22 protein-coding genes are annotated in these 24,444 nt (G+C 68.3%); 12 read left to right on the top strand and 10 right to left on the bottom strand.

Annotated elements, in window-relative coordinates; genetic code table 11:
* Positions 1-29 precede the first annotated feature (29 nt).
* Positions 30-593, bottom strand: coding sequence for a MarR family winged helix-turn-helix transcriptional regulator (locus F1599_RS03825; RefSeq protein WP_150082239.1), 564 nt, complete (start codon positions 591-593; stop codon positions 30-32).
* Positions 594-810: 217 nt separating this feature from the next.
* Between F1599_RS03825 and F1599_RS03830 the strand changes: the two genes are divergently transcribed.
* Positions 811-1,641, top strand: coding sequence for an IclR family transcriptional regulator (locus F1599_RS03830; protein ID WP_150082240.1), 831 nt, complete (start codon positions 811-813; stop codon positions 1,639-1,641).
* A gap of 61 nt (positions 1,642-1,702) precedes the next feature.
* Complete coding sequence (locus tag F1599_RS03835; protein ID WP_150082241.1) at positions 1,703-2,677, top strand: tripartite tricarboxylate transporter substrate binding protein; 975 nt, start codon at positions 1,703-1,705, stop codon at positions 2,675-2,677.
* 25 nt (positions 2,678-2,702) lie between these two features.
* Here F1599_RS03835 and F1599_RS03840 read toward each other — a convergent pair whose 3' ends face one another.
* Positions 2,703-3,542, bottom strand: coding sequence for a FadR/GntR family transcriptional regulator (locus tag F1599_RS03840; RefSeq protein WP_149319556.1), 840 nt, complete (start codon positions 3,540-3,542; stop codon positions 2,703-2,705).
* A gap of 321 nt (positions 3,543-3,863) precedes the next feature.
* On the opposite strand from F1599_RS03840, the gene F1599_RS03845 reads away from it, so the two are divergent.
* The 7 genes from F1599_RS03845 (at position 3,864) to F1599_RS03875 (ending at position 11,496) form a co-directional block, all read left to right on the top strand.
* A complete protein-coding gene (locus tag F1599_RS03845; RefSeq protein ID WP_150082242.1) occupies positions 3,864-5,066 on the top strand; it encodes an ABC transporter substrate-binding protein in 1,203 nt (400 codons plus the stop codon).
* 105 nt (positions 5,067-5,171) lie between these two features.
* A complete protein-coding gene (locus F1599_RS03850; protein WP_006579287.1) occupies positions 5,172-6,029 on the top strand; it encodes a branched-chain amino acid ABC transporter permease in 858 nt (285 codons plus the stop codon).
* The gene (locus tag F1599_RS03855) at positions 6,029-7,042 is read left to right on the top strand and encodes a branched-chain amino acid ABC transporter permease (protein ID WP_150082279.1); all 1,014 of its coding nucleotides are present in this window, start codon (positions 6,029-6,031) and stop codon (positions 7,040-7,042) included. The genes F1599_RS03850 and F1599_RS03855 overlap by 1 nt, the downstream gene beginning before the upstream one ends.
* Positions 7,039-7,806, top strand: a complete 768-nt coding sequence (locus tag F1599_RS03860) for an ABC transporter ATP-binding protein (RefSeq protein ID WP_150082243.1) — start codon at positions 7,039-7,041, stop codon at positions 7,804-7,806. Before F1599_RS03855 ends, F1599_RS03860 begins: the two co-directional genes overlap by 4 nt.
* A gap of 2 nt (positions 7,807-7,808) precedes the next feature.
* Complete coding sequence (locus F1599_RS03865) at positions 7,809-8,510, top strand: ABC transporter ATP-binding protein (RefSeq protein ID WP_150082280.1); 702 nt, start codon at positions 7,809-7,811, stop codon at positions 8,508-8,510.
* Positions 8,511-8,543: 33 nt separating this feature from the next.
* Positions 8,544-9,920 carry a Zn-dependent hydrolase gene (locus F1599_RS03870; RefSeq protein WP_223819447.1) on the top strand — a complete coding sequence of 459 codons (1,377 nt, stop codon included), beginning with the start codon at positions 8,544-8,546 and terminating at the stop codon, positions 9,918-9,920.
* Between the two features lie 97 nt (positions 9,921-10,017).
* Positions 10,018-11,496, top strand: a complete 1,479-nt coding sequence (locus F1599_RS03875; protein WP_150082244.1) for a M81 family metallopeptidase — start codon at positions 10,018-10,020, stop codon at positions 11,494-11,496.
* A gap of 69 nt (positions 11,497-11,565) precedes the next feature.
* Here the strand turns inward: F1599_RS03875 and F1599_RS03880 are convergent, their stop codons facing one another.
* From F1599_RS03880 to F1599_RS03895, 4 genes are all read right to left on the bottom strand, one after another.
* A complete protein-coding gene (locus F1599_RS03880; RefSeq protein ID WP_150082245.1) occupies positions 11,566-12,105 on the bottom strand; it encodes a DUF3597 domain-containing protein in 540 nt (179 codons plus the stop codon).
* A 256-nt stretch (positions 12,106-12,361) separates the two neighbouring features.
* A complete protein-coding gene (locus tag F1599_RS03885; RefSeq protein ID WP_150082246.1) occupies positions 12,362-13,921 on the bottom strand; it encodes a methyl-accepting chemotaxis protein in 1,560 nt (519 codons plus the stop codon).
* Positions 13,922-14,124: 203 nt separating this feature from the next.
* Positions 14,125-15,096 carry a tripartite tricarboxylate transporter substrate binding protein gene (locus F1599_RS03890; RefSeq protein ID WP_150082247.1) on the bottom strand — a complete coding sequence of 324 codons (972 nt, stop codon included), beginning with the start codon at positions 15,094-15,096 and terminating at the stop codon, positions 14,125-14,127.
* A 153-nt stretch (positions 15,097-15,249) separates the two neighbouring features.
* Positions 15,250-16,374 carry a muconate/chloromuconate family cycloisomerase gene (locus F1599_RS03895; RefSeq protein WP_150082248.1) on the bottom strand — a complete coding sequence of 375 codons (1,125 nt, stop codon included), beginning with the start codon at positions 16,372-16,374 and terminating at the stop codon, positions 15,250-15,252.
* A gap of 121 nt (positions 16,375-16,495) precedes the next feature.
* Between F1599_RS03895 and F1599_RS03900 the strand changes: the two genes are divergently transcribed.
* Positions 16,496-17,446 (top strand): LysR family transcriptional regulator, encoded by a 951-nt coding sequence (locus F1599_RS03900; protein WP_150082249.1) that lies wholly within the window; start codon positions 16,496-16,498, stop codon positions 17,444-17,446.
* 60 nt (positions 17,447-17,506) lie between these two features.
* Here the strand turns inward: F1599_RS03900 and F1599_RS03905 are convergent, their stop codons facing one another.
* The gene (locus F1599_RS03905) at positions 17,507-18,394 is read right to left on the bottom strand and encodes a LysR substrate-binding domain-containing protein (RefSeq protein ID WP_150082250.1); all 888 of its coding nucleotides are present in this window, start codon (positions 18,392-18,394) and stop codon (positions 17,507-17,509) included.
* Positions 18,395-18,530: 136 nt separating this feature from the next.
* Here F1599_RS03905 and F1599_RS03910 point away from each other — a divergent pair, with 136 nt between their 5' ends.
* Positions 18,531-19,256, top strand: a complete 726-nt coding sequence (locus F1599_RS03910) for a glutathione S-transferase family protein (protein ID WP_150082251.1) — start codon at positions 18,531-18,533, stop codon at positions 19,254-19,256.
* A 114-nt stretch (positions 19,257-19,370) separates the two neighbouring features.
* Here the strand turns inward: F1599_RS03910 and aqpZ are convergent, their stop codons facing one another.
* Both aqpZ and F1599_RS03920 read right to left on the bottom strand, forming a co-directional pair.
* Complete coding sequence (gene aqpZ, locus F1599_RS03915; RefSeq protein WP_053823523.1) at positions 19,371-20,069, bottom strand: aquaporin Z; 699 nt, start codon at positions 20,067-20,069, stop codon at positions 19,371-19,373.
* A 260-nt stretch (positions 20,070-20,329) separates the two neighbouring features.
* The gene (locus tag F1599_RS03920) at positions 20,330-21,028 is read right to left on the bottom strand and encodes a hypothetical protein (protein WP_149319575.1); all 699 of its coding nucleotides are present in this window, start codon (positions 21,026-21,028) and stop codon (positions 20,330-20,332) included.
* A gap of 422 nt (positions 21,029-21,450) precedes the next feature.
* Between F1599_RS03920 and F1599_RS03925 the strand changes: the two genes are divergently transcribed.
* A complete protein-coding gene (locus F1599_RS03925; RefSeq protein WP_149319576.1) occupies positions 21,451-21,699 on the top strand; it encodes a hypothetical protein in 249 nt (82 codons plus the stop codon).
* A 32-nt stretch (positions 21,700-21,731) separates the two neighbouring features.
* On the opposite strand, the gene F1599_RS03930 is transcribed toward F1599_RS03925, so the two are convergent.
* Positions 21,732-24,293 (bottom strand): hybrid sensor histidine kinase/response regulator, encoded by a 2,562-nt coding sequence (locus F1599_RS03930; RefSeq protein WP_150082252.1) that lies wholly within the window; start codon positions 24,291-24,293, stop codon positions 21,732-21,734.
* Positions 24,294-24,444: the final 151 nt, after the last annotated feature.

Genomic DNA, 24,444 nt, shown 5'->3' on the forward strand with positions numbered 1-24,444 from the left:
CAGGCCGCCATCGCGACCTCGTTTGTCCCTCAGCTGGCCTTCCTTGGCCGGGTGCCGGGCTCCACCCCGGGACCCATCACGCATTGCGCGTGCAGTTTCCGCAGCGCCCGATACAGCGCCTCACGCTCGCCGGTGTCCAGCAATCGCAGTACCGCGGCCTGGTGGCGCCGCGCCAGCGGGATGGCCTGGTCGTGCAGCGCCATGCCCGCGCGCGTGATACTGCAAAACAGCTTCTTGCGCGGCGTATTGCCCGCGGAGGTCAGCTTTACCAGCCCCCGCTGTTCCAGCAGGCGCAGCGTACGGCTGACGAGGGCCTTGTCCGAGGTCGACTGCACGACCAGTTCGGCGAATGGCAGCTCCCCCGCATGCGCCAGCAACGCCAGCAGCCGCCATTCCGGCACGGTCAGATCGAATTGCTCGGCGTAGGGCTGGGTCACGGTCCGCCGCAGCGCATTGACCAGCTGACTCAGCATCGTGGTCAGGAAATCGTCGACCGTCAGGCCGGTTCCCTGTTCATCGAGCCCGGTCCAGGGCGTGCGCGCTTCGCGTGTTCCGGCGACGCCCTGGCGGCTGACCTCTGCAGATGTCTTCATCGTATCGGCCTGGATCCAAGGGGAAGGGGGGCGATTGTCGCACAGGGATCGGCGGCGACAGATCGGATGCGGCGCGGGGAAGGCAGCGATTCTGAAGTCGCGCGCCATTCCATAAAGGAAGACGGCACCGATCGGTGCTTTCCGTTCCCGGCGCCGGCGTGTTATATGAGTGTCGATTATCTGGATGGAATGCACTCCGAGAATTCGAGAACCGATCATGAACAACGCTTCCCTGCCCGACGATTCCCAGGAACGGTACATCGTGCCCGGCCTGGAGCGCGGCCTGCGGCTGCTCGGCGAGTTCAGCCGCACCGACCGCACGCTGTCGGCGGCCGAACTGGCCCGGCGCCTGCAGATTCCGCGCTCGACCGTATTCCGCCTGCTGGCGACGCTGGAGATGATGGGCTTCGTCGAGCGCACCGACGGCGGGCGCGAATTCAAGCTCGGCATGGCCGTGTTGCGGCTGGGCTTCGAGTACCTGGCCTCGCTGGAGCTGACCGAACTGGGCCGGCCGCTTCTGGAGCGGCTGCGCGACGACATCCAGCTGCCCTGCAATCTGGTGGTGCGCGACGGCCGCTCGATCGTCTATGTCGCCAAGTCGGTGGCGCCGACGCCGTTCGCCAGCACCGTCAATGTCGGCACGCGGCTGCCGGCGCACGCCACCGTGCTGGGACGCGTGCTGCTCGAGGACCTGACGATGGCCGAGTTGCGCCAGCTCTATCCGGAGCCGCAGCTCGAAGTGTTCTCCGACAGCACGCCGAGGACGGTCGAGGAACTGTTCGACATGGTGCAACGGGACCGCGAGCGCGGCTATGTGCTGCAGGAAGGCTTCTTCGAGGCCAGCATTTCGAGCATCGCGGCGCCGGTGCGCGATCGCAGCGGCAAGGTGGTCGCGGCGATGGGCGTGACCATCCCGGCGGCGAAGATCGATCCGAACAAGCTGGATACGCTGGTCGAGAAGGTACGTGGCGCGGCCCTCGAACTGTCGCGCCTGCTCGACTATCGGCCCCAGGACGAGGGCAAGGTGGTGCCGCTGCATCGCGGCTAGCCGCCAACTGGAAAGGGCGGCCGGCCGGCCGCGGACACGGGAGAGCACGATGAAACGGCGCATGCCCTTTGCCACAACCCTTGCCCTGGCGGCCGCCGTCGCGGCCGGCACGCCGTCGGCCCACGCGGCCACCGCCTGCGCCACGACACGTATCGTAGTGCCGTTCCCCGCGGGCGGCCCCGCCGATCTGCTGGCGCGCACGCTGGCGCACGGCATGCAGCGCGGGCAGGGCCGCACCGTGATCGTCGACAACAAGCCCGGCGCGAACGGCAACATCGGCATCGACGCGGTGCGGCGCGCGGCCGGCGATGGTTGTACGGTGCTGATCGCGCCGGCCGGCAATCTGACCATCTATCCGACGCTGATGCCGCAGCTGCCCTATCGCGTCGAGCGCGACTTCCGCCCGGTGTCGCTGCTGGCGAGTTCGCCGAATGTGCTGGCGGTCCATCCGTCGGTCAAGGCGACGTCGGTGGCCGAACTGGTGGCGCTGGCGCGCACCGCCGAACGTGAAGGCAACCCGCTCGGCTATGCCAGCCCGGGCGTTGGCAGCGGCCTGCATCTGGCCGGTGAACTGTTCCGACAGAAGGCCGGCGTGGCGCTGCTGCATGTCCCGTACAAGGGCACGACCCAGGCGCTGAACGATGTGGTCGGCGGCCAGGTGCCGATCCTGCTCGGCACGCTTCCCACACTGGCGCCGTTCATCCAGTCCGGGGCGCTGCGCGCGATCGCCGTGACGCAGGCCAAACGCTCGCCGGCCGCGCCGAATATCCCTTCGATGGCCGAGCAGGGCATGGCTGGCATCGAGGTCAGCTCGTGGTACGCGATGCTGGCACCGCGCGCGACGCCGGCCGAGACGGTCGTGCAGTTGCACGAGGCGGTGCGGGCCGTGCTGGCGACACCGGCAGTCCGGGCGGACCTGCAGCGCCAGGGCATGGAGCCGCAGGCCGACACGCCGGAGGCGCTGGCCACGCGTATCCGCGAAGAAACCGCGAGCTGGGCCGAGCTGATCCGCGCCAACGGCATCAAGGCGGAATAGCGCTCCGGCGCGGCGTCGCGGCGCCTCAGCTCGTCTGCTCGGGCTCCCGGTCGCGCGGGCGTACCACCAGCGAACGGCGCGGCAATTCCGAATCGAGCACCAGGCGCCCGTGCACGCGCCCGTTCATCCGCGTGATGTGGCGCGTGCAGTCCTGCATATGCGCGGCCATCAGCTTGCGCACCTGCTCGGCATCGCGCGCGCGGGCCGCGGCGACGATCTTCTTGTGGAAGCGGACGTTGGATGCGCCGAACTTCTCGTGCTCGCAGGCCGGCGTGTCGTTGCCGAACACCACCAGCTGCCGCAGCATCTCGTTGATCAGCTCGCAGCAGAACCGCAGCATCGGATTCGGATTGGCCGCGGCCAGGATGTCGTGGAAGCTCAGGTCCTCCTGGCGCTGGTCCAGCGGCGCCGCCGCCGAGGCCGAGGTGGGGTCGCACAGGTCGATCGTATGTTCGAGCGCGCGGAAGTCGTCCTCGGTCAGATGCGGCACCGCGCCGGCGGCCAGCTCCGGCTCCAGCAGCCGGCGCACCGTATAGACGTCGGCAATGCCGACGTCCTTGAAGAACAGGTAGTTCTGCATCAGCTGGAAGGTGCGGTCCAGCGGCACCTCGACGATGGTGCCGCCGCCGGCCGGGCCGGTGCTGACGCTGATCAGCCCCTGCACCTCGAGCGACTTCAGCGCTTCGCGGATCGTGCTCTTGCTGACGCCGAAGGTCTGCTGCAGCTTGATTTCCTGCGGCAGCTTGTCGCCGGGCTTCAGATCGCGCTCGGTGATCAGGCGCTTCAGTTCCTCCGCCACCAGGTCGGCGCGCTTCTGCTTGCGGATCGCCAGAGCCGGCGCCTTCGCGCCGCGGAACGTCACCATGGATTGTCCTTCCTTTCGTTTGATCGCCATGCCGGTGCGGCATGCGCCTTGCCGGCCCACGGCGCGCTGCAACGGTCCTGCCGCGGTCCGTCGCGGTGCGCGCGGCACCGCCATCGCGCATCGGGATCGCGTCCCTGGGCGCAGGTAAACCCTGACCGGCGCTTCATTGACAGTCCCGCAAACCGGCTCCTATGATGCCTTCAACCAGTTTATACGTATAAATAGAATAAACGGGTTCGATTCTTGCTGTAGCGCTGTTGCGATCCTGTCGCGTGCCGGACCTTCCCTTTCGATGGACCCCACAGATCCAAGGAGTGAGCTTTGAATCGTCGTGACGTGCTCAAACTCGGCGCGCTGGCCGCCGTCCCCGCCTCCCTGCTGCGCGCCGGTGCCGTGCTGGCCGCCGACGATGCGATCGAACTCGGTTGCCCGGTGCCGATGTCCGGCCCGTTCGCCGCCAACGGCAAGTTCGCCGACCTCGGCATGAAGCTGATCGTCGAGCAGTACGGCAAGGTGCTCGGCAAGTCGTTGCGCTACAGCGTGCTCGATACCGAAGGCAAGCCCGCCACCGCGGTGCGCAAGGTGCAGGAACTGGCGCAGCAGAAGAGCGCGCGCTACTTCGCCGGCGGCATCCTGTCGTCGGAATCGCTGGCGATGGGCAAGGAGGCCGAGAAGTTCGGCGGGGTGTTCGTCACCACCGCCGGCGCGGACGAGATCACCGGCAAGGACTGCAACCGCGCGACCTTCCGCTGGTCGGTGCCGACCTACGGCGCGATCGAGCGCACCGTGCGGCCGCTGATCGAGTCGATGCCCAAGGCCAAGCGCTGGTACACCATCACGCCGCAATACGTGTTCGGCGAGGGCCTGCTGTCCGCCGCGAAGAACATCTTCAAGGAAAAGGGCATCGAGCACGTGGGCAACAGCTACCACGCGCTCAACGAGAAGGAATTCAGCGGCTATCTGACCAACGCGATCGCCGCCAAGCCCGACGTGCTGCTGATCCTGAACTTCGGCTCGCAATCGGCCGACACGCTGCGCCAGGCGGTCAGCTTCGGCATGAAGAAGAACACGACGATCCTGCTGGCCTGGGCCTCGGGGCTCGAGCAGTTCGAATCGCTGGGCGCGGACCTGTGCGATGGCGTCTATTTCGGCGCGCAGTACTGGCACGGCGTCGATACGCCGCTGAACCGCGATCTGGTGCAGCGCTGCAAGGCCACGTTCAAGTCCAATCCGAACTACAGCCTGGCCGGCTCCTATATCTGTACCAAGCTGATGCTGGACGCGATGGTCAAGGCGGGCAGCGCAGATCCGAAGGCCGTGATCGCGGCGATGGAAGGGCTCAAGTACGAGGGGCTGACCGGCCCCGAGGAAATCCGCGCGGCCGACCACCAGGTGCTGAAGAACTACTACCTGCTCAAGGGCAAGGCCAAGGCCAGGATGAAGGACAAGGACGACTATGCCGACGTGATCAGCGTCGGCAAGGCCTTCCTGCCGCCCGAGCAGACCCAGTGCAAGATGGCGTAAGCCTCTGCCACCGGGTTGTCTCCTCTCGACGACCGCTCCCCAACCCTCTCCCCTTGATCGGGAGAGGGTGCCCGCCAACGCGATAGCCAAAGCGAAAAGCGCTTCATGAACGTCTACCTGTTGCAGGTCATCAACGGCATCGGCATCGGCATGCTGTATTTCCTGCTGGCCGTCGGACTGTCGATCGTCTTCGGCCTGCTGCGTTTCGTCAATTTCGCGCACGGCGCCTTCTATGCGCTGGGCGCCTATCTGTGCTTCCAGGCGCTGCAGCTGGGCATGAACTTCTGGGCCGCGCTGGTGCTGGCGCCGCTGGTGATCGGCGCGCTCGCCTGGCTGGTCGAGCGCGTGATGCTGCGCCACGTCTACGCCCAGCCCCATGAGTTCCATATCCTGGTGACGGTCGGCCTCGCGCTCGCGGTGCAGGAGCTGATCATCGTCGGCTGGGGCCCGCTCGGTGTCGACGTGCCGCCGCCCGACGCGCTGCAGGGCGTGGTGATGTGGGGCGACTTCATCTATCCGAAGTACCGGCTGTTCGTGATCGCCTTCACCGCGCTGCTGGCGGTGGCGCTGTGGTGGCTGCTGGAGGGCACGCGGCTGGGCAGCGCGGTGCGCGCCGGCAGCGAATCGACCGAGATGGTGTCGCTGCTCGGCATCAACGTGTTCCGGCTGTTCAGCCTGATGTTCGCGCTGGGCGCGGCGACGGCGGCGATCGCGGGCGTGCTGGCCGCGCCGATCCGCGGCGCCGAACCGTTCATGGGCGTCGAGGCGCTGGGCGTGGCCTTCATCGTGGTGGTGGTCGGCGGCATGGGCAGCTTCACCGGCGCGCTGATCGGCGGCCTGCTGGTCGGCGTGGTGCAAAGCCTGATGAGCACGCTGTGGCCCGAGGGCGCGCGGCTGATGATCTATGTCGCGATGGCGGCGGTGCTGCTGCTGCGCCCGCACGGCCTGCTGGGGAGGGGATGATGGCGTATCGATTCTGGTGGCTCGCGCTGGCCGTCACGCTGCTGCTGCCGCTGACGCTGCGCTCCGGCACGCTGGCGACCGAGGTGCTGATCTACGCGATGGCGGTGATGGCGTGCAATCTGCTGCTCGGCTATACCGGCCTGCTGTCGTTCGGCCAGGGCATCTTCTTCGGCCTGGGCAGCTATTCGCTCGGGCTGGCGCTGACCCGCATCGCGCTGCCGGTGCCGCTGTCGCTCGCGTTGGCGATCGGCATCGGTGCGGTCGCGGCGGCGCTGGTCGGCTGGTTCTCGATCCGGCAGCGCGGCACCTACTTCGTGATGCTGACGCTGGCGTTTTCGCAGATGTTCTATTTCCTGGCCTATTCGGTGCCGTCGCTGACCGGCGGCGACAACGGCCTGCTCGACATCCCGCGGCCCGCGCTGTCGATCGCCGGCCGCGAGCTGGTCTCGCTGGCCTCGCCGTGGCAGTTCTACGGCTTCGTCGCGGTGCTGTTCCTGCTGGTGTTCTTCCTGGTGCTGCGCGTCACCGATTCGGTGTTCGGCCGCACGCTGCTGGCGATCCGCGACAACGAGGAGCGCGCGCTGGCGGTCGGCTACAACATCAAGGCGTTCAAGCTGCTGGCCTTCGTGATCTCGGGCGCGGTGACCGGCCTGGCCGGCGGCCTGCACGCGATGCTGACCGGCATCGCGCCGCTGGCCAATATCGACTACCACGTCAGCGAGATGATCCTGATCATGACGGTGATCGGCGGCACCGCCAACGTGTTCGCCTCGGTGCTGGGCGCGGCGTTCTACGTGCTGCTGGCCGACTGGCTGTCGACGCTGTGGCCGCGCTGGCTGATGCTGCTGGGCTTCCTGCTGATCGCGGTGAGCCTCTTCATGCAGCGCGGCCTGTGGGGCCTGGGCACGACGATATGGCTGCGGCTGCGCGGCATCCGCCGCGAGCCGGCCGCGATCGGCCCCGACCCGGAGGCCGCCACGAAAATCGTCACCACGGGGGAGGAACGCGCATGACCGCCCCGATTCTCGAGGCCACCGGCGTGGTCAAGCAGTACGGCAAGTTCATGGCGCTCGGCGGTGTGGACCTGCGCGTGATGCCGGGCACCGTGCATTCGGTGATCGGGCCGAACGGCGCCGGCAAGACCACGCTGTTCCATATGCTGACCGGCACGCGCAGCGTCACCAGCGGGCGCATCGTCTTTGACGGACACGACGTCACCGGCGAGACCGACTACCAGCGCGTGCAGCGCGGCATCGCACGCTCGTTCCAGGTCACCAGCCTATTCCCCAGCCTGCCGGTGCGCGAGAACCTGCGGCTCGCCGCGCTCGGCACGCAGCCGCGGCGCGCGATGAACTGCTGGCGGCGGCCGGTCGGCGAGCTGGCGTGTACGGACACCGTGGAACGCGTGCTGGAGCGGCTGGAGCTGACCCGCGTCGCCGATGCCGTGGCCGGTGCGCTGTCGCACGGCCAGCAGCGGCGGCTCGAGGTCGGCATGGCGCTGGCCGCGCGGCCGCGCGCGATCTTCCTGGACGAGCCGACCTCGGGCATGGGCGTCGACGATCTCGGCGCGATGAAGCGGCTGATCCGCGGACTGGCCGAGGACCATACCGTCGTGCTGATCGAGCACAACATGGACATCGTGATGGACATCTCCGACACCATCACCGTGATGCAGCAGGGCAAGGTGCTGATGGAAGGCCCGCCCGACAGCGTGCGCGGCGATCCGCGCGTACGGGCCGCCTATCTCGGCAACATGATCACCGGAGGCCAGCGATGACGATGCTCGATGTGCAAGCCATCCATGCCTACTACGGCAAGAGCCACGTGCTGCAGGGCGTGTCGCTCGCGGTGGGCGAGGGCGAACTGGTCACGCTGCTGGGCCGCAACGGCGCCGGCAAGTCGACCACGCTGAAGGCGATCGCCGGCGTGGTGCCGCCGCGCGGCGGCCGTGTGCTGTTTCGCGGCAACGAGATCGGCGGAATGCCGCCGCATCGCATCGCCGCGCAGGGGCTGTGCTTCGTGCCGGAGCATCGCGGCGTCTTCAAGCTGCTGACCGTCGAGGAGAACCTGAAGCTGGGCGCCCGGCGCGATTCGCCGTGGCAGCTCGACGACGTCTACAAGATCTTCCCGCGGCTGCGCGAGCGGCGCCGCAATGGCGGCGCGCAGCTGTCCGGCGGCGAGCAGCAGATGCTGGCGATCGCGCGGGCGCTGATGAACCATCCGCGCCTGCTGATGCTGGACGAGCCGGTGGAAGGGCTGGCGCCGGTGATCGTCGAGGAGATCGTCGCGCAGCTGAAGATGATCAAGGCGGCCGGCGTGCCGATCCTGCTGGTCGAGCAGAACCTCGAAGTCTGCACGCAGCTGGCCGACCGGCACGTGATCATCGAGCAGGGCGCCGTGGTCTATACGGGCACCAATGCGCAATTCATCGCCGACGAGGCGGTCAAGGACCGCTATCTCGGCGTCGGCCTGGCGGCTTGAATCGAACGATGTAGCGGACGCGAATTGACGGACATGGCAGAAGACACCACCACCAACACAAAGGCCGGCAACCGGCAGGCCGGCAGCACGCAGATTGGCAACCCGCAGGTCGGCGTCCCCCAGGCAGGCACCGCGCCCGCCGGCAACGTGCAAGGAGGCGCACCTCACGCCGGCACCGCGTCGCTGCGCATCGACGGCGCCCGGCTGTGGGACGCGCTGATGCGGCTGGCGAAGATCGGCGCGACGCCCAAGGGCGGCGTCTGCCGGCTGGCACTGACCGATCTCGACCGGCAGGGCCGCGACTTCTTCGTCGCCGAGGCCAAGGCGATCGGCTGCACGGTGCGCGTCGATGCGATCGGCAATATCTTTGCCCGCCGGGCCGGCCGCGACGGCACGCTGCCGCCGGTGATGACGGGCAGCCATATCGACACGCAACCGACGGGCGGAAAGTTCGACGGCAACTATGGCGTGCTGGCCGGCCTCGAAGTGTTGCGCACGCTGGCCGACGCCGGCATCGTCACCGATGCGCCGCTCGAGGTCGCGGTGTGGACCAACGAGGAAGGCTCGCGATTCGTGCCGGTGATGATGGGCTCCGGCGCCTTCATCGGCGAATTCGCGCTGGACCATGTGCTGGCGCAGACGGACCGCGATGGCGTCCGCGTCGGCGACGCGCTGAAGGAAATCGGCTATGCCGGCGCCGAGCCCGTGGGTGGCCGCGCCGTCGGGGCCTATTTCGAGGCCCATATCGAGCAGGGGCCGCTGCTGGAGGCGAACGACACCGTGATCGGCGTGGTCACCGGCGCGCTGGGCCAACGCTGGTACGACGTGGTGTTGACCGGCATGGAGGCGCACGCCGGACCGACGCCGATGGCGCTGCGACGCGACGCGCTGCTGGCCGCGTCCGAACTGGTCGGCATCGTCAATCGCATCGCGCTGGATCACCCGCCGCACGGGCGCGGCACGGTCGGCTGCCTGTCGGTCCATCCGGACTCGCGCAACGTGATTCCCGGCCGCGTGACGATGACGGTGGACCTGCGCGCGGCGGACGACACCGTGCTGTCCGCGATGGACGCGGCCCTGCATCGGGCCTGCACCGCGCTGTCCGAACGCTCGGGCATCGATATCGACGTCAGGCAGGTGGTCTACTTCCCGCCGCAGCCGTTCGAGCCGAGGCTGGTGCAGGCCGTGCGCGACGGCGCCGCGCAGCAGGGACTGTCGGCGATGGACGTGGTCAGCGGCGCCGGCCACGATGCCGTCTATCTGGCCCGCGTCGCGCCGACCGCGATGATCTTCGTGCCCTGCAAGGACGGCATCAGCCATAACGAGATCGAGGACGCGCGCCCCGAGCATCTCGAGGCGGGCGCCAACGTGCTGCTGCACGCGATGCTCGACGCCGCGCGCCGGCGCTGATGCCGCCGACCTTGCCGCCGACGCTGAAACGCTGACGGCGCTGACCGCGTCGCCTGACACGGCCTCCGACCCACACCGCACCGACCGGATCCACGCGATGAAAATCCTGATCGCCCGCCTCAATCACGAGACCAATACCTTCTCGCCAGTGCCCACGCCGCTGGGGTCGTTCGATCCGCGCTATGGCGAGGACGGCTACCGCGCCGCGCGCGGCACGCGCACCGCGGCCGGCGCCTTCATCGACCTGGCCGAAGCGGCCGGCGCCGAGATCGTGGTGCCGGTGATCGCCGGCGCCAATCCCAGCGGGCGCGTCGCAGCGCAGGCCTATACCGCGCTGTGCGACGCGATCGTCGCGGCCGCGCCGGGCTGCGATGCGGTGATGCTGGACCTGCACGGCGCGATGGTGGCCGAGAACAGCGACGACGGCGAGGGCGACCTGCTCGAACGCCTGCGCGCGGTGCTGCCCGACGCGCCGATCGCGGTCGCGCTGGACCTGCACGGCAACATCACGCAGAAGCTGATCGACCATGTCGACGTGGCGGTCAGCTTCAAGACCTATCCGCACGTCGACATGTACGAGACCGGCGAGCACGCGGGCCGGCTGCTGCTGGACCATATCGCGGGCCGCACGAAGCCGGTGGTGGCCTGGCGCCGCCTGCCGCTGCTGACGCATACGCTGTGCAGCCGTACCGATCAGGGTGCGATGCAGCGCGCGGTGGCGGCCGCCAGGGAAGCGGAAGCGCAAGGCATGTTGGGAGTCTCCGTGCTGGCCGGCTTTGGCCTCGCCGATATCGCGGCCCCTTGCCTCAGCGTGATCGTGGTCGGTGACGGCGATGCGGCCGCCGCCGATGCGGTGGCGCAGCGCATTGCCCAGCAGATCTGGGACGACCGCGCCGGCTTCGTCTATCGCAGCGAGCCGCTGGCGCAGTCGATCGCGCACGCAGCCAAACTTGCCGACGCGCCGGGGGAAGGCCCGGTGCTGCTGCTCGACCACGGCGACAACTGCATGTCAGGCGGCACCTGCGACAACATGGCCGTGCTGCACGAAGCGCTGGCGCAGGGCTTGAGCGGCATCGCGGTCGGGCCGGTGTGCGACCCGGAGGCGGTGGCGGCGCTGGTCGCGGCCGGGGTCGGCGCCACGGTGACGCTGCCGGTCGGCGACAAGGTGGCCCTGACCCAGCTGGGCGTCTATCCGCAATCGAAGCCGCTGACCGGCAAGGTCGCCGCACTCGGCGATGGCGAATACGTGATCAGCGGACCCACCTATACCGGCCAGCGCATCCGCATGGGGCGCAGCGCGCTGCTCGATATCGGCGCGGCGCGGATCGTGATCGTCGAGACGCCGCAGGAGCATTGGGACCTGGGCATCTTCACGCATATCGGCGTGGACCCGCATCGCGCGCGTTTCCTGCTGCTGAAATCGCGGATGTACTGCCGGCCGGTGTTCGTGCCGATCGCGCGTGCGGTGGTGGAGTGCGACGGCGAGGGCGTGACCAGCTCGCGCTACGAGCGCTTCCCGTTCCAGCGCGTGGCGCGGCCGGTCTATCCGCTCGACCCGGACACGCGCTGGCCGTAAATCGCTCGCGGTAAAGGAGAACGGGCCGATTCATCGGCCCGCATGTCGCTCAATCTGCCGCGGCAAGCTTCAATCGCGCAATTCCGGCGGCAGCTTGCCGCCGTTGGCCGCGAGCTCCTTCATCACGCGCTTGTGCAGCCATACGTTCATGGCGGCCGAGTCGTTCATGTCGCCGCGGTATTGCAGTTCGCGCGCCAGCTCCTTGCGGTGCTCCAGGCTGCTGTCGATGCCCAGCGCCTTCATGGTGTCGACGATGGACGTGCGCCAGTTCAGCTTCTGGCCGCTCTGCTGCGCCAGGTCGTCGAGGATCTTCTCGACATCGACCTCCGACAGCGGCGCGCTGGCGGCGCCGGTCGCCGTTCCGGCCGCAGTGCTACCCGCCGCAGCGCCGCCCGCCGTGGTGTTGCCGCCGCCGGTGCCCGCCGTCACCGGTGCCGTGGCCGGCGGCGCGGCGCCCTGCGTCTGACCGGCAGCGCCGGTCTGCGGCTGGCCCGCGGTGCCGGTCTGCGGCTGCTGGGCCTGTGTGGATGCCTGCGGGGACGCCTGCGTGGAAGGCTCCGGCCGCGCCTTGCCGCGCAGCCTGTTCAGGATTTCGCCAAAGATGCTCATTGCAGATCCTCCGGTTGCGATGTGCTGCCAAGTACTGGGATGTGCTGGGCTGTGCAGGGGGGCAGCCCGGACGCCGGGCTGCGCCACGCCACCACGCAGGATCCGCGCCACGGCGCGGCGGCCGGTGCTGCCGTGAGGCGGTCTCGGCAAGGCGGGTACTTTTGACAAGGATTGCCGCTTTTTGGGGGGGGCAAAGCCGCGCGCCAAAGCAAAACGGGCCGCATCGCGGCCCGTTCCGTGTTTGTCACTGCACCGATCAGGCGAGTGTCATCTGCGCCGTACCGAGTCGGAACGTCGACACGGCCTGCTTCAGGCGTTGCGCCTGCTCTTCCAGCGAGCCGGCCGCGGCGGCGGCCTGCTCGACCAGCGCGGCGTTCTGCTGCGTCACGGTGTCCATCTGCGTGACGGCCTGGTTCACCTGCTCGATGCCGGCGCTCTGCTCGGCGGACGCGGCGCTGATCTCGCCCATGATGTCGGTCACGCGCTTGACCGCGCCGACGATCTCTTCCATGGTCTGACCGGCTTCCGACACCAGCTGCGAGCCCTTTTCGACGCGCTGGGCCGAATCGTCGATCAGCGACTTGATCTCCTTGGCGGCGGTGGCGCTGCGCTGCGCGAGGCTGCGCACCTCGCCGGCGACCACCGCGAAGCCGCGGCCCTGTTCGCCGGCGCGCGCGGCTTCCACCGCGGCGTTCAGCGCCAGGATATTGGTCTGGAAGGCGATGCTCTCGATCACCGCGATGATGTCGGTGACCTTCTTCGACGCACCGTGGATCTCGTCCATGGTGTCGACCACCTGGCCGACCACGGTGCCGCCCTTGACGGCGATGTCCGAGGCATCGACCGCAAGGCGACTGGCCTGCTTGGCGTTGTCCGCGTTCTGGCGCACGATGCTGGTCAGCTCTTCCATGCTCGAGGCGGTCTGCTGCAGCGACGCGGCCTGTTCCTCGGTGCGCTGCGACAGGTCGGTATTGCCCGCGGCGATCTGGCCGGTGCCGGTGGCGATGGCCTCGGTGCCCAGGCGCACCTCGTTGACGATGCGCAGCAGGTTGCCGTTCATCTCGGCGAGAGCCTGCAGCAGCTGGCCGGTCTCGTCCTTGCTGTCGACGTCGATGCGCGCGCTGAGGTCGCCGGCGGCGACCGTGCGCGCGATATGGACCGCGCGATGCAGCGGACGCGTGATGCCGCGCGTCAGCCAGACCGCGAAGGCGATGCCGATGGCGAGCACCAGCACGCCCAGGCCGATCAGGCGGTTGCGCGCGGTCTGGTAGACGGCGTTGATATCGCGCGCGGTGGCGTCGATGCTGGCGCGCTGGATGTCGAGCAGCTTCTGGATCTCGGCAAGATAGGCGTCGCCGGCCGGCACGAATTCCTTCTCCAGCACGGTGTTCGCTTCGTCGGTCAGCCCTTCCTGCTTGAGCTTGGTGATCTTGTCGCGCGAGGCGTTGTAGGGCTCGCGCACGCGCAGGATGGTCTGGAACGCCTGCTTCTCGGCGTCGGTGCTCAGCAGCGGCTCGATCTTGTCGCGCAGATCGGCGATCGCCTTGACCGAGCCCTTGGTCTCGTTCGCGAAGAACGCGCCGAGCGTCGGGTCCGAGCTCTTGGCCACCGCGGTGGTCCGGCGCACGCTGGTATGCATGTAGCGGTACCAGTCGCTGACCAGCCGTTCCTTGGCCAGCGGCTGCTGCATCATGTCATGCGTGCGCTCCGCGACCTGCTGCAACCGAAGGATGCCAAGTCCGGTCATCAGCGTGGACAGCAGCAATACCACGCCAAAGCCGATGCCAAGGCGCGCACCTATTCCCAAGTTTTTCATTTCTTCTACCTGATGGACATTGAATCGCGGCGAACAACGCCACGCCCGCGGAAGTCCCGCGTGCGTGGTCCGCATTCGCTCTTCGCTCTTGTGTTGCCGCCCGTTCGCTGACGATTGCTTCGGGGGTCGATGTCAAACAACGGCAGTTGGTAGAAAAACTTGAGGAGAGGGCGTCTCGGCAACGGAGAAACCGCGCAGGGTGTTCAGTCCGCGCGGATGCCCCGCGCGCGGATCAGCTTGCCCCATTTGTCGGTTTCCTTCGCCAGATGCTGCTTCAGCTCGGCGGGCGTGCTGCCGATCGGCTCGGCGCCGATCGCGGCCAGGAGCTTCTGCACCGCGGGCTTGCGCAGCGCGTCGACCATCGCGCGGTGCAGCGTCTCCACCACGGCTGGGGGCGTGCCGGCCGGCACGAACGCGGCGAACCACGGCGACAGCTCGTAGCCCGGCAGGCCGGCCTCTGCCACCGTCGGCACGTTGGGCAGCGTGGCCGAGCGCTTGCTGGTGGTCACCGCGATGGCGGTCAGCTTGCCGGCATCGATATGCGGCTTGGCGGACGTGATGCTGTCGAACATGTAGTCGACCTGGCCGCCGAGCAGGTCGGTGACCGCCGGACCGCTGCCCTTGTAGGGCACGTGCAGCAGCTCGACGCCGGCCATCGACGTGAACAGCTCGCCGGCCAGGTGGATCGAGGTGCCGTTGCCCGCGGACGCATAGGTGTACTTGCCCGGCTGGCTCTTCGCGCTGGCGATCACCTCCGGCACGGTCTTCGCGCTGGTCTTCGCCTTGTTGGCGACCAGCACGTTGGGCACCACGGCCAGCAGCGATACCGGCGCGAAATCCTTGATCGGGTCGTAGGTCAGCTTGCGGTACAGCGCCGGATTGACCGCCATGCCGTTGGCGACGATCAGCATCGTGTAGCCGTCGGCGGGCGAGCGCGCGACCAGCTCGGCGCCGATATTGCCGCCGGCCCCGGGGCGGTTCTCCACGACGATCGATTGGCCCAGCGTTTGCGACATCTCCTCGCCGAGCGTGCGGGCGATATTGTCCATCGCGCCGGCGGCGGGGAAGGGGACGATCCAGCGGATCGGACGTTCGGGGTAGGCGGCCTGCGCGGCCGGCGTGGTGAGGGCCGCGGCGAGGCCGAGGACCACGGTGGCGAGAGTGAGCGACTTCATTGTCTCCGTTCCTTCGTGAAGTTCGAAACTAGGGTGCCCGGCCCGCGTTGGGCGCGGCTCGGTGGCGTTATCCAGCGGTGATGCGGCTGTGGTGCGGCGCTTACACGGGCGTGGTGCGGCCGTTATGTGGCCATCATGTCGTTGTTGTCGGTGCTATGCGCAATCGCGCCGGTAATGTGCGAGCTTGTCCTCGTCCAGCGCCAGACCGAGCCCGGGACCGTCCGGCAGGCGCAGCGCGAAGTCCCGATATGCGGGACGTTCGAGCACCACGTCGTCCTTGAGCAGCAGCGGCCCGAACAGCTCGGTGCCCCAGGCCAGTTGCGGCAGCGTGCAGAAGCCGTGCGCCGCGGCGATGGTGCCGACGCTGCCTTCGAGCATGGTGCCGCCATAGAGCGCGATGCCGGCTGCATCGCCGACCGCGGCGGTGCGCAGCATGCCGAAGATGCCGCCGGACTTGGCGATCTTCAGCGCGAATACATCCGCGGCGCCCAGGCGCGCCAGTTCCATCGCGTCCTCCGGCCCGGTCACCGCTTCGTCGGCCATGATCGGCACCACGAAGCGCGCCGCCAGCCGCGCCAGCCCGACACGATTCTCTCGGGCGATCGGCTGCTCGATCAGGTCGATGCCGGCGGCCTCCAGCATCGCGATGCCGTTGGCCCCGTCCGCCTCGTTCCAGGCCTGATTGACGTCGACCGTCACGCGGGCGCGGTCGCCCAGCGCGCGCTTGATCGCGGCGACATGGGCGACGTCGTCGCGCACGGCACGGCGGCCGATCTTGAGCTTGAAGGTGTCGTGGCGGCGCTCGGCCAGCAGGCGCTCGGCCTCCTCGATATCGCGCGCGGTATCGCCGCTGGCCAGCGTCCACAGCACCGGCAGCGCGTCGCGCACCGCGCCGCCGAGCAGCGTGGCGAGCGGCACGCCGAGCCGCTTGCCCTGTGCGTCGAGCAGCGCGGTTTCCAGCGCCGACTTGGCGAAGCGGTTGCCGCGCGCGACCTTGTTCAGCCGGGCCATCGCGCCATGGACATTGGTGGCGTCCTGGCCGATCAAGGCCGGGGCCAGATAGGTATCGATGGCCAGCTTGATGCCTTCCGGGCTTTCCTCGCCGTAGGACAGGCCGCCGATCGTGGTGGCCTCGCCGATGCCTTCGATGCCGTCGCTGGCGCGCAGCCGCACGATGACCAGCGTCTGCTGCTGCATGGTCGCCATGGCCAGCTGATGCGCGCGGATGGTGGGCAGGTCGACCAGGATCGCGTCGACGGATGTGATGGTGGTTGCCATACCTGGAGGATTGGATTGAGGGTTTGCGGTCGAGTATGCGGCTTGACCGGAGGCCTGTCCAAGACCGAAGATGTCTGATTCCATACCCGTAAGGTATGGATGGAAGGTCAAGGAGGCCACCATGGAACTGCGCCATCTGCGCTATTTCCAGACCGTCGCGCGCGAGCTGAACGTGACCCGCGCCGCCGCGCTGCTGCATATCGCCCAGCCGCCGCTGTCGCGCCAGATCCGCCAGTTCGAAGACGAACTGGGCGTGCCGCTGTTCGAGCGCGTCGGGCGCGGGTTGCGGCTGACCGAGGCGGGGCGCTTTCTGCTCGAACAATCGCTGCAGTTGACGCAGCGGCTCGACGAGATGATCGAAGGCACCCGGCGCATCGGCCGCAACGAGAAGCGCTGGTTCGGCATCGGCTTCGTGCCGTCGGTGCTCTATGGCGTGCTGCCGGACCTGATCCGCGAGTTGCGCGCCGACCAGAGCGAGGTCGAGGTCGGCCTGACGGAAATGATCTCGGTTCAGCAGCTCGAGGCGCTCAAGTCCGGCCGCATCGATCTGGGCTTTGGCCGGCTGGCGCTGAGCGATCCTGCCATCGTGCAGCAGGTCGTGATGGCAGAGCCGCTGGTCGCGGCGCTGCCGGCGCGGGCCGCCCCGCGTGAAGGTGAAGGCGGCGATGGCGGTGGCCGTGGCCGCGTCGGTGGCGATGGCCGTGGGGGTGGCGATGGCCCGATGGCGCCGGCCGAACTGGCGCGGCGCGGGCTGATTCTCTATCCCGCGCGTCCGCGGCCCAGCTATGCGGACCACGTGCTGTCGCTGTTCCGCGCCCAGGGGCTGCAGCCGCGCGTGGTGCAGGAGGCGAACGAGCTGCAGACCGCGCTGGGCCTGGTCGCCGCGGGGCTCGGCATCACGCTGGTGCCGGCCTCGGTGCAGCGGTTGCATCGGGACGATGTCCGCTATTGCCCGATCGACGCGCCGGGCTTCGTGTCGCCGGTGATCATGAGCTATCGCGCGGGCGATGCGTCGCCGTTCCTGGCGAGGGCGGTGGCGTGGGTGCGGAGGCAGGCGGAAGCCTCGGGTTGAAACCTCGGGCTGAAACCTCGGGCTGAAACCTCGGGCTGAATCGGGGCCGTCGCCGATCGTTCATTCTTCGGCAAAACACCGCGCCAGAAATTCCACCACCGCCCGTACCGCCGGAAGCTGCCCGCGCCGATGCGGCATCACGACCGACGTCATCACGTGGCCGGCGGTCCAGTCCGGCAGCACGCGCACGATGTCGCCGCGCTGCAGGGCCGCGCGGCAGACCGACAAGGGCAGGCATGCAATGCCGAGGCCGGCCGCAGCCGCGCTGAGCAGCGCGGTCGATTCGTTGGCGGTCATGCGTGGACGCGGGGTAGCGATGACCGTCTCGCCGTCACGGCTCAGTCGCCAGCTCGTCGCCAGCGGGCGGGTCAGCAGCCCGTCATGGCCGGCCAGCGCCGCGGGCGTCTGCAGCGGGTCGGCGGCGGCGAGATAGCGCGGCGAGGCGACCAGGATGATCGGCTCGGTCGACAGCAGCCGCTGCACCAGTTCGGAATCGGGCAGCGGCGCGAAGTGGCTGCGGATCGCGAGGTCGTAGCCCTCCTGGGCGACATCGACGAAGCGGTCCGACACGTCCAGCTGGAGATGCAGCTTCGGGTAGGCGAGGGCCAGTTCGGGCAGGCGCGGCGCCAAGGTTTGCTGCGCGACCGGTACCGAGGTCGTCAGGCGCACCGTGCCGCTCGGCTCGGCGGCGCGCTGGCGCACCACGTCGTGCGCGGCCTCGGCCTCGATCAGCGCGGCGCGGGCGTGCTCGTGGAAGGCTCGGCCGACGTCCGTCAGCGCGAAGCTGCGCGAGTTGCGGTGGATCAGCCGCGCGCCCAGCCGCTGTTCGAGTTCGGCGACGCGCTTGCTCAGCGTCGACTTCGGGATGCCGAGCTGGCGGGAGGCCGCGGCAAAGCCGCCGTGTTCGACGGCGGCGACGAACAGCGAGAGGTCATTCAGGTTGAGCATGGGAGTCCGCAGCAGCGCATCAAAGTCCATATATATGGACGTTGCGTTGAATTTTTGCCGACTACCGCTTCAATGTCCACAAATCTATAGTCTCTCCATCGACCCGATGCCCGGGTCCTTCACTCGGAGAAACAACATGACCCCCATCCTCTTCTATGGCGTTCCGTCGGGATGCTCGTTCGGTTCGATCGTCGCGCTCGAATGGCTGGGCCAGCCGTATCGGCTGTCCCGCATCGAGATGCCGGAGGTGGTGACCAGCGAGGCCTTCCGCCGCATCAACCCGGTGGGCGAGACGCCGGCGTTGGCCACCGATGCCGGCGCGATCGTGACAGAAAGCATGGCGATCATGAACTGGATCGGCGCGCGCGGCATCGACAGCGCGCTCGGCTTTGCCCAGGGCACACCGGAATTCAACCGGCTCAACCAGATGCTGGCCTACCTGAACACGACCTTCTTCAACGCCTTCGTGCCGCTGTGGCATCTATACGAGCACGCCAGCGACGACACCACCAAGGCGGTGCTGCGCGAGTTCGGGCGGGTGAAGGTGGAGAAGGCGCATGCGCAGCTGAACGCGATGCTGGGCGATCGCCGCTGGCTGCTGGGCGACCGGCGCACGGTGGCCGACGCGTACTTCGCCGGGATTGCGCGCTGGACCGACTACCACGGCGTCGTAAACCGCGCGGACTACCCGAACCTGGATCGGCTCTATCGGCAGCTGCAGGAGGATCCGGCCGTGCGCTTCGCGCATGGGATCGAGGCGCAGGCCGAGGTGAAATCGGCCGGCGGCTTCGCCGGCCATGTGGAACTGGAGCAGGCCTGGGCAGAGACCCTGGCCGCGCGCCAGCAGCGGCTGGCGGCTTGAAGCTTGAGGCTGAGGCTTGAGGCTTGAGGCTGAGGCTCAGCCTCGCTGAGCCGAGGCTTGTGGCGCGGCCGGCGGGGATGTCGCCGGCCATCCCCGCAGTACCTTGGTGTTCGCTTACTCGTCGTCGCTGTACAGCACGCGGCCGACCACGCCGGCGGCGATTGCACCGACGATCGGCGCCACCCAGAACAGCCACAGCTGATGCAGCGCCATGCCGCCCACCATCAGCGCCGGGCCGGTCGAGCGGGCCGGGTTGACCGAGGTGTTCGACACCGGGATCGTGACCAGGTGGATCAGCGTCAGGCACAGGCCGATCGCGAGCGGCGCCAGCGCGCCGTGCGCGCGTTGCGCGGTCGCGCCCAGGATGATCAGCACGAAGAAGAAGGTGGCCAGCACCTCGGTGGCGAACACCGGCATCATGCCGAAGCCGGACGGCGAGCCGGCGTCGAAGCCGTTGGCGGCCAGGCCGCTGACGGTCACGTCGAAGCCGGGCTTGGCGTCCATCAGCTGCAGCAGCGCCAGCGCGGCGAGCGCGCCGCCGATCACCTGCGCCACGATATAGACCGGCGCTTCCTTCCACGGGAAGCGCCCCGCGGTGGCGAGGCCAACCGTCACGGCCGGGTTCAGATGGCATCCCGACACCGGACCCACCGCATAGGCCATGGTCAGCACGGTCAGGCCGAAGGCCAGCGAGACACCGGCAAAGCCGATGCCCAGGTGCGGAAATGCGGCCGCGAGCACGGCCGAGCCGCAGCCGCCGAAGACGAGCCAGAACGTGCCGAAGGCTTCGGCAAGGGGGCGCTTGAAGTGCATGGATCCTTCTCCCGATTGTTTTGAGGCGCGCCGCACGGACACGCGAGGGCGACGTCCGAAAGGTCGCAGCGTGCGGGAGGATTCTAGGTGCCGGTTACGGCGATGTCATGACTCAGGGCGCACTCTTTGCAGTCGTTCACAATTGGCCGGATGAGTGAGACAGGCTTGAACCCAACGTGAATGCTCTCGTGCCAGCCGATGTCTCGAATGCGGGCTGTCAGCAACGGCGCTGGTGGGAGGCGGCTTTCGAGTGGAATGCGTCATGCTTCCTCAGGCTCGAAGCAGGGCTGCACCTTCGTCCGGCATGCCGCGAATGCGGCCGCCGACAGCGCCCCGTCGAAAGGGTCGCAATGCGTCAGCAAGCAGGCTGCGGCCGGACAAAGCGAGCGGACAACGCGGTCGATATCCTGCTTGCGCTGTGCCAAGTCGGGGAGGTGGGCCACGCGTTCCCAATGGGACACCCGATTGCGCAGTGTTCGTAGCGGTTGCAAGAGAGCACTGATTGCGTTGCGTTGTCGCAGGTGCCGCGGCGCATGCGGGAAGATGGCTCTCAGCAGATCTGGTTGGGCGCGCCAGTAGGCCTCGTAGTACCCCGCAAACAAGCCCGCCCAGAACCCCATTGTCAGTTCGGCAACTAATCGATCTGGTGTTTCGGTCTTTTGTGCCTTGTGAAGGGTTGTGCGCGCGACCGCAATCTGGCCGATCTGCTTGTACCCGAGCCACTCCGCCGTGTCGTACCACGTCGCGGTGCCGTATTTCGCCGAAAAGGCGCTGTGGATATTGTTGCGAAGCGCCACCTCCAGCACGTGCAAAGCCGGAGACAAGCGCATCGCGACATCCATGTTGTGTGCATAGCGCGTGGCGATGTCGAGTTTCGAAGGGGCCGGTTCGCCATCGTGGTAGGCGTGCAATCGAGCCACCGAGAAGGTACGCTGAAGCGCCGGGTAGAAGCCTTGCATGGGGATTCCGTCCTGCTATACTCGCCGAGTAATCCCCGGCAAGGTCTTCTCCTGGCCACGACCCGCGCAAGCGGGGTGCCAAACAGTCAGTGCTCAGACTCCGGGGCTGGGATTGGAAAAGGGCGCCTAATAAGCGCCCTTTTCGCATTTGTGCGTGCCGTTAGGCACAAAGACTGATCTTAGCTTCGGGACGCCGACGTTACATCCGCTTCTTGCTTGCAAAGCAGTGGGGCTTGTTGCATTCCAATAGTGTGGCGACGAAATCGAACGCGGTTTGTGGGCCGGCTCGATTGGGTTCTCGCTGTTGCCGGCCCGCCCCGCATCGCAGCATGACAACGCATCGACCGACGCCGAGGATTTCGGTCGGGGTTGTCCGCTTGCGAGCGATTCGGACGTCGCGATGTTTCCGCTGCGAGAACCGCATGTACAAAGTCTATTGGACCACCTACGACGCCGACGGCGTGCCTGCCGCGCATGCCGAGGACTACGGCCCGGATCAGCTTGCCGCCGTGCTGGCGCGTTGCGAGGCGCTGCGGGCGCGGCAGCGCGCCGGTGAGCCGGTCGGCTTTGTGACGATGGTGTCGGAGAATCCGTATAGCGTCGGGCATCCAGGGGCGGCCGATGTCGAGCCCGGCTATGCCTGGTACAAGCGGCGGCCGCCGCCGCGCTAGGGCAACGGGAGGATGCCGAGGCTTGCGCCTGACTACTGCACCGCCTCGATGTCCCCCATCCACGGGCCGAGCTCGCGCCGCAAGGTCGACAGGTCGATCGGCTTGCCCAGCACGCGCGCACCGGCGATCGGCTCCTGCAGGTCCGCGCCGGCGCCATAGCCGGTCATCAGCACCACATCGATATGCGGCTGCTGGGCGCGCAGCGCTACGGCCAGCGCGTCGCCGGCCATGCCCGGCAGCGTGATATCGGTCAGCAGCACGTCGAAGCGCCGGGCGTCGGCCAGTTGCAGCGCTTCCTCCGCCGAAGCTGCCGCGGAGCAGTCCAGGCCGAAGCCGAGCAGTACTTCCTGCAGTGCCTCGCGCGACGGGACGTCGTCCTCCACCAGCAATACGGTGGCGGCCACGCCATCGCGCCGGGGCTGCGGCAACTGGGCAGGCGCCGGCTCGCTCTTGCGCCGATGGGCGTCCAGCACGGCGCGGACCGCGCGGGCCAGATCGTCGCGCCGGTAGGGTTTGTTCAGCAGCGTCACCCCGTGGTCGAGCCTGCCCAGGTGAAAGATCTCGTCGCGGGTATAGCCGGAGGCGAACAGCACCGGAATCGGCGGCCGGCGCTGCGCCGCCCGGCGCGCCAGTTCGCCGCCCTTGATGGTGCCGGGCATGATCACGTCGGTGAACAGCAGGTCGATGCCGATGCCGCTGTCGATCAGCGACCAGGCGGCGTCGCCGTTCGGCGCGATGCGCACGCGATAGCCGAGCTGGGCCAGCATCTCGACCGCGGTGATGCGCACGTCGGGATCGTCCTCGACCACCAGGATGGTCTCGCCGCCGCCGACCGGCGCCGGCTCCTGCTCCGCGGTCTCGGGCGTTTCTGCCTCGACGCAGCGGGGGAAGAACATCTGCACCGTGGTGCCGCGGCCGACGGTGCTCTGGATCGCGATATGGCCGCCGCTCTGCTTGACGAAGCCGAACACAATGCTCAGGCCCAGGCCGGTGCCGTGGCCGTCGGCCTTGGTGGTGAAGAAGGGCTCGAAGGCGTGCTCCAGCACGTCGGCGGTCATGCCGGTACCGGTGTCGGCCACGCGAAAGACCACGTAGTCGCCGTCCGGCCGTTCGGGCGCGTTGGTGGTCCAGGTGTCGGCGTCGGAGGATGGCATGCCGTCGAGCACGATATTGGCGGCCGAGATGGTCAGCGTGCCGCCGCCGCGCATCGCGTCGCGGCCGTTGATGGCCAGGTTCAGCAGCGCGTTCTCGAGCTGGTTGCGGTCCGCCTTGATGTTCCACAGGTCGTCGGGCGTCTGCGTCTCGACCTTGATCGCCTCGCCCAGCGCCCGATGCAGGATCTCGGCCATGCCGCCGATCAGCCGGCCGGGATTGACCACCGCCGGCGACAGCGGCTGGCGGCGCGCGAAGGCCAGCAGGTGCGAGGCCAGCTTGGCGCCGCGGCGCACCGCGTTGGCGGCCGTCGCGATGCGGCCCTGCGCGATCGGGTTGTCGCCGGCTTCGGTGGCGAGCATCTGCAGGTTGCCGCTGATGACCTGCAGCACGTTGTTGAAGTCATGCGCGATGCCGCCGGTCAGGTTGCCGATCGCCCCCATCTTCTGCGCCTGCCGCAGCTGGCCCTCGGCCAGCGCGCGCGCCGCGATCGCGTCGGCGACGCGCTTTTCCAGCGTCTCGGTTAGCTGCCGCAGCGCCTGCTCGGCGAGCTTTCGCTCGTCGATGTCGATCAGCACGCCGGGAAAGCGGTAGGGCTCGCCATGCGAGTCGAACTCGCACTGGCCGTTGGCCTGGACCCACAGATAGCTGTCGTGGGCGCGCCGGATCCGGTATTCGGCGCGGAACGGCGCGCCGGTGCGGATGGCCTCGTCGGTCAGGCGGGCCAGTTCCTCGATGTCGTCCGGGTGGATCACCGCGTTGATGATCGTGCGCGGCACGCCTTTCACAGCCTGGGCCAGTCCGACCGAGAAGGTGCGGGCGAAGCGTTCGTCCCCGGTCAGGGTATCGGAGGCGATGTCCCAGACCCAGGTGCCCAGCACCGCGCCGGTATTGAGCGCCAGCTGCAGCCGTTCGTTGGCCTGCTGCAGCGCCGTCTCGGCTTCCTGCCGCCAACGCTCGGTCAGCACGCGCTCGGTGGTCTCGACCACCACCGCCAGCACGCCGGAGGGGGCGCCGTCGTCGTTGGCCACCGGGCTGTAGTAGAGGTCCATCCAGACCTCCTCGGGACGTCCGTTGCGCAGCAGCACCAGTTCCTTGTCGCGGAAGGACAGCGTGCCGCCGGCCAGGCAGGTCTGCATCACGTGGCGGTTGAAGTCGGCCACCTCGGGCCACCCCAGTTCGACCGGGCAGCCCAGCAGATACGGATGCCGGCCGCCTGCGAAGACGGCGTAGGCATCGTTGTAGATCATGTAGCCCGGCCGGCCCCACAACATCACCATCGGCACCGGCGAGGCCAGCAGCAGCCGGACCGCGGCGGCCAGGCTGGGCGGCCAGCGGTCGATCGGGCCCAGCTCGGTGGTGGACCAGTCGAACGCGCGGATGCGTTCGGCCATTTCGCCGTGCCAGCCGGAACAGTCGTGATGTTCTGCCAGGAATGGCATGGTGTGAAGCGAGAGTGGCGACAGGGAGATTGTGCTGGCGCAGAGGGCGTTTGCCAATGCCGGCGCCCCGGGGAGGGCGGCTCCGCGGACCCACCCCTATATATAGAGAGAGGCCAGAGCCGCGGAGGCGCATCGTCGCGAGCGCGCTGTC

It is taken from the genome of Cupriavidus cauae (genome assembly GCF_008632125.1).
Lineage (GTDB): Bacteria > Pseudomonadota > Gammaproteobacteria > Burkholderiales > Burkholderiaceae > Cupriavidus > Cupriavidus cauae.

Coding starts and splice junctions, on each gene's coding strand:
- aqpZ (WP_053823523.1), bottom strand. CDS start 20,069: ATGCACTTCAAGCGCCCCCTTGCCGAAGCCTTCGGCACGTTCTGGCTC.
- F1599_RS03875 (WP_150082244.1), top strand. CDS start 10,018: ATGAAAATCCTGATCGCCCGCCTCAATCACGAGACCAATACCTTCTCG.
- F1599_RS03930 (WP_150082252.1), bottom strand. CDS start 24,293: ATGCCATTCCTGGCAGAACATCACGACTGTTCCGGCTGGCACGGCGAA.
- F1599_RS03905 (WP_150082250.1), bottom strand. CDS start 18,394: ATGCTCAACCTGAATGACCTCTCGCTGTTCGTCGCCGCCGTCGAACAC.
- F1599_RS03825 (WP_150082239.1), bottom strand. CDS start 593: ATGAAGACATCTGCAGAGGTCAGCCGCCAGGGCGTCGCCGGAACACGC.
- F1599_RS03890 (WP_150082247.1), bottom strand. CDS start 15,096: ATGAAGTCGCTCACTCTCGCCACCGTGGTCCTCGGCCTCGCCGCGGCC.
- F1599_RS03900 (WP_150082249.1), top strand. CDS start 16,496: ATGGAACTGCGCCATCTGCGCTATTTCCAGACCGTCGCGCGCGAGCTG.
- F1599_RS03885 (WP_150082246.1), bottom strand. CDS start 13,921: ATGAAAAACTTGGGAATAGGTGCGCGCCTTGGCATCGGCTTTGGCGTG.
- F1599_RS03850 (WP_006579287.1), top strand. CDS start 5,172: ATGAACGTCTACCTGTTGCAGGTCATCAACGGCATCGGCATCGGCATG.
- F1599_RS03910 (WP_150082251.1), top strand. CDS start 18,531: ATGACCCCCATCCTCTTCTATGGCGTTCCGTCGGGATGCTCGTTCGGT.
- F1599_RS03925 (WP_149319576.1), top strand. CDS start 21,451: ATGTACAAAGTCTATTGGACCACCTACGACGCCGACGGCGTGCCTGCC.
- F1599_RS03865 (WP_150082280.1), top strand. CDS start 7,809: ATGCTCGATGTGCAAGCCATCCATGCCTACTACGGCAAGAGCCACGTG.
- F1599_RS03920 (WP_149319575.1), bottom strand. CDS start 21,028: ATGCAAGGCTTCTACCCGGCGCTTCAGCGTACCTTCTCGGTGGCTCGA.
- F1599_RS03855 (WP_150082279.1), top strand. CDS start 6,029: ATGGCGTATCGATTCTGGTGGCTCGCGCTGGCCGTCACGCTGCTGCTG.
- F1599_RS03880 (WP_150082245.1), bottom strand. CDS start 12,105: ATGAGCATCTTTGGCGAAATCCTGAACAGGCTGCGCGGCAAGGCGCGG.
- F1599_RS03835 (WP_150082241.1), top strand. CDS start 1,703: ATGCCCTTTGCCACAACCCTTGCCCTGGCGGCCGCCGTCGCGGCCGGC.
- F1599_RS03840 (WP_149319556.1), bottom strand. CDS start 3,542: ATGGTGACGTTCCGCGGCGCGAAGGCGCCGGCTCTGGCGATCCGCAAG.
- F1599_RS03895 (WP_150082248.1), bottom strand. CDS start 16,374: ATGGCAACCACCATCACATCCGTCGACGCGATCCTGGTCGACCTGCCC.
- F1599_RS03860 (WP_150082243.1), top strand. CDS start 7,039: ATGACCGCCCCGATTCTCGAGGCCACCGGCGTGGTCAAGCAGTACGGC.
- F1599_RS03830 (WP_150082240.1), top strand. CDS start 811: ATGAACAACGCTTCCCTGCCCGACGATTCCCAGGAACGGTACATCGTG.
- F1599_RS03870 (WP_223819447.1), top strand. CDS start 8,544: ATGGCAGAAGACACCACCACCAACACAAAGGCCGGCAACCGGCAGGCC.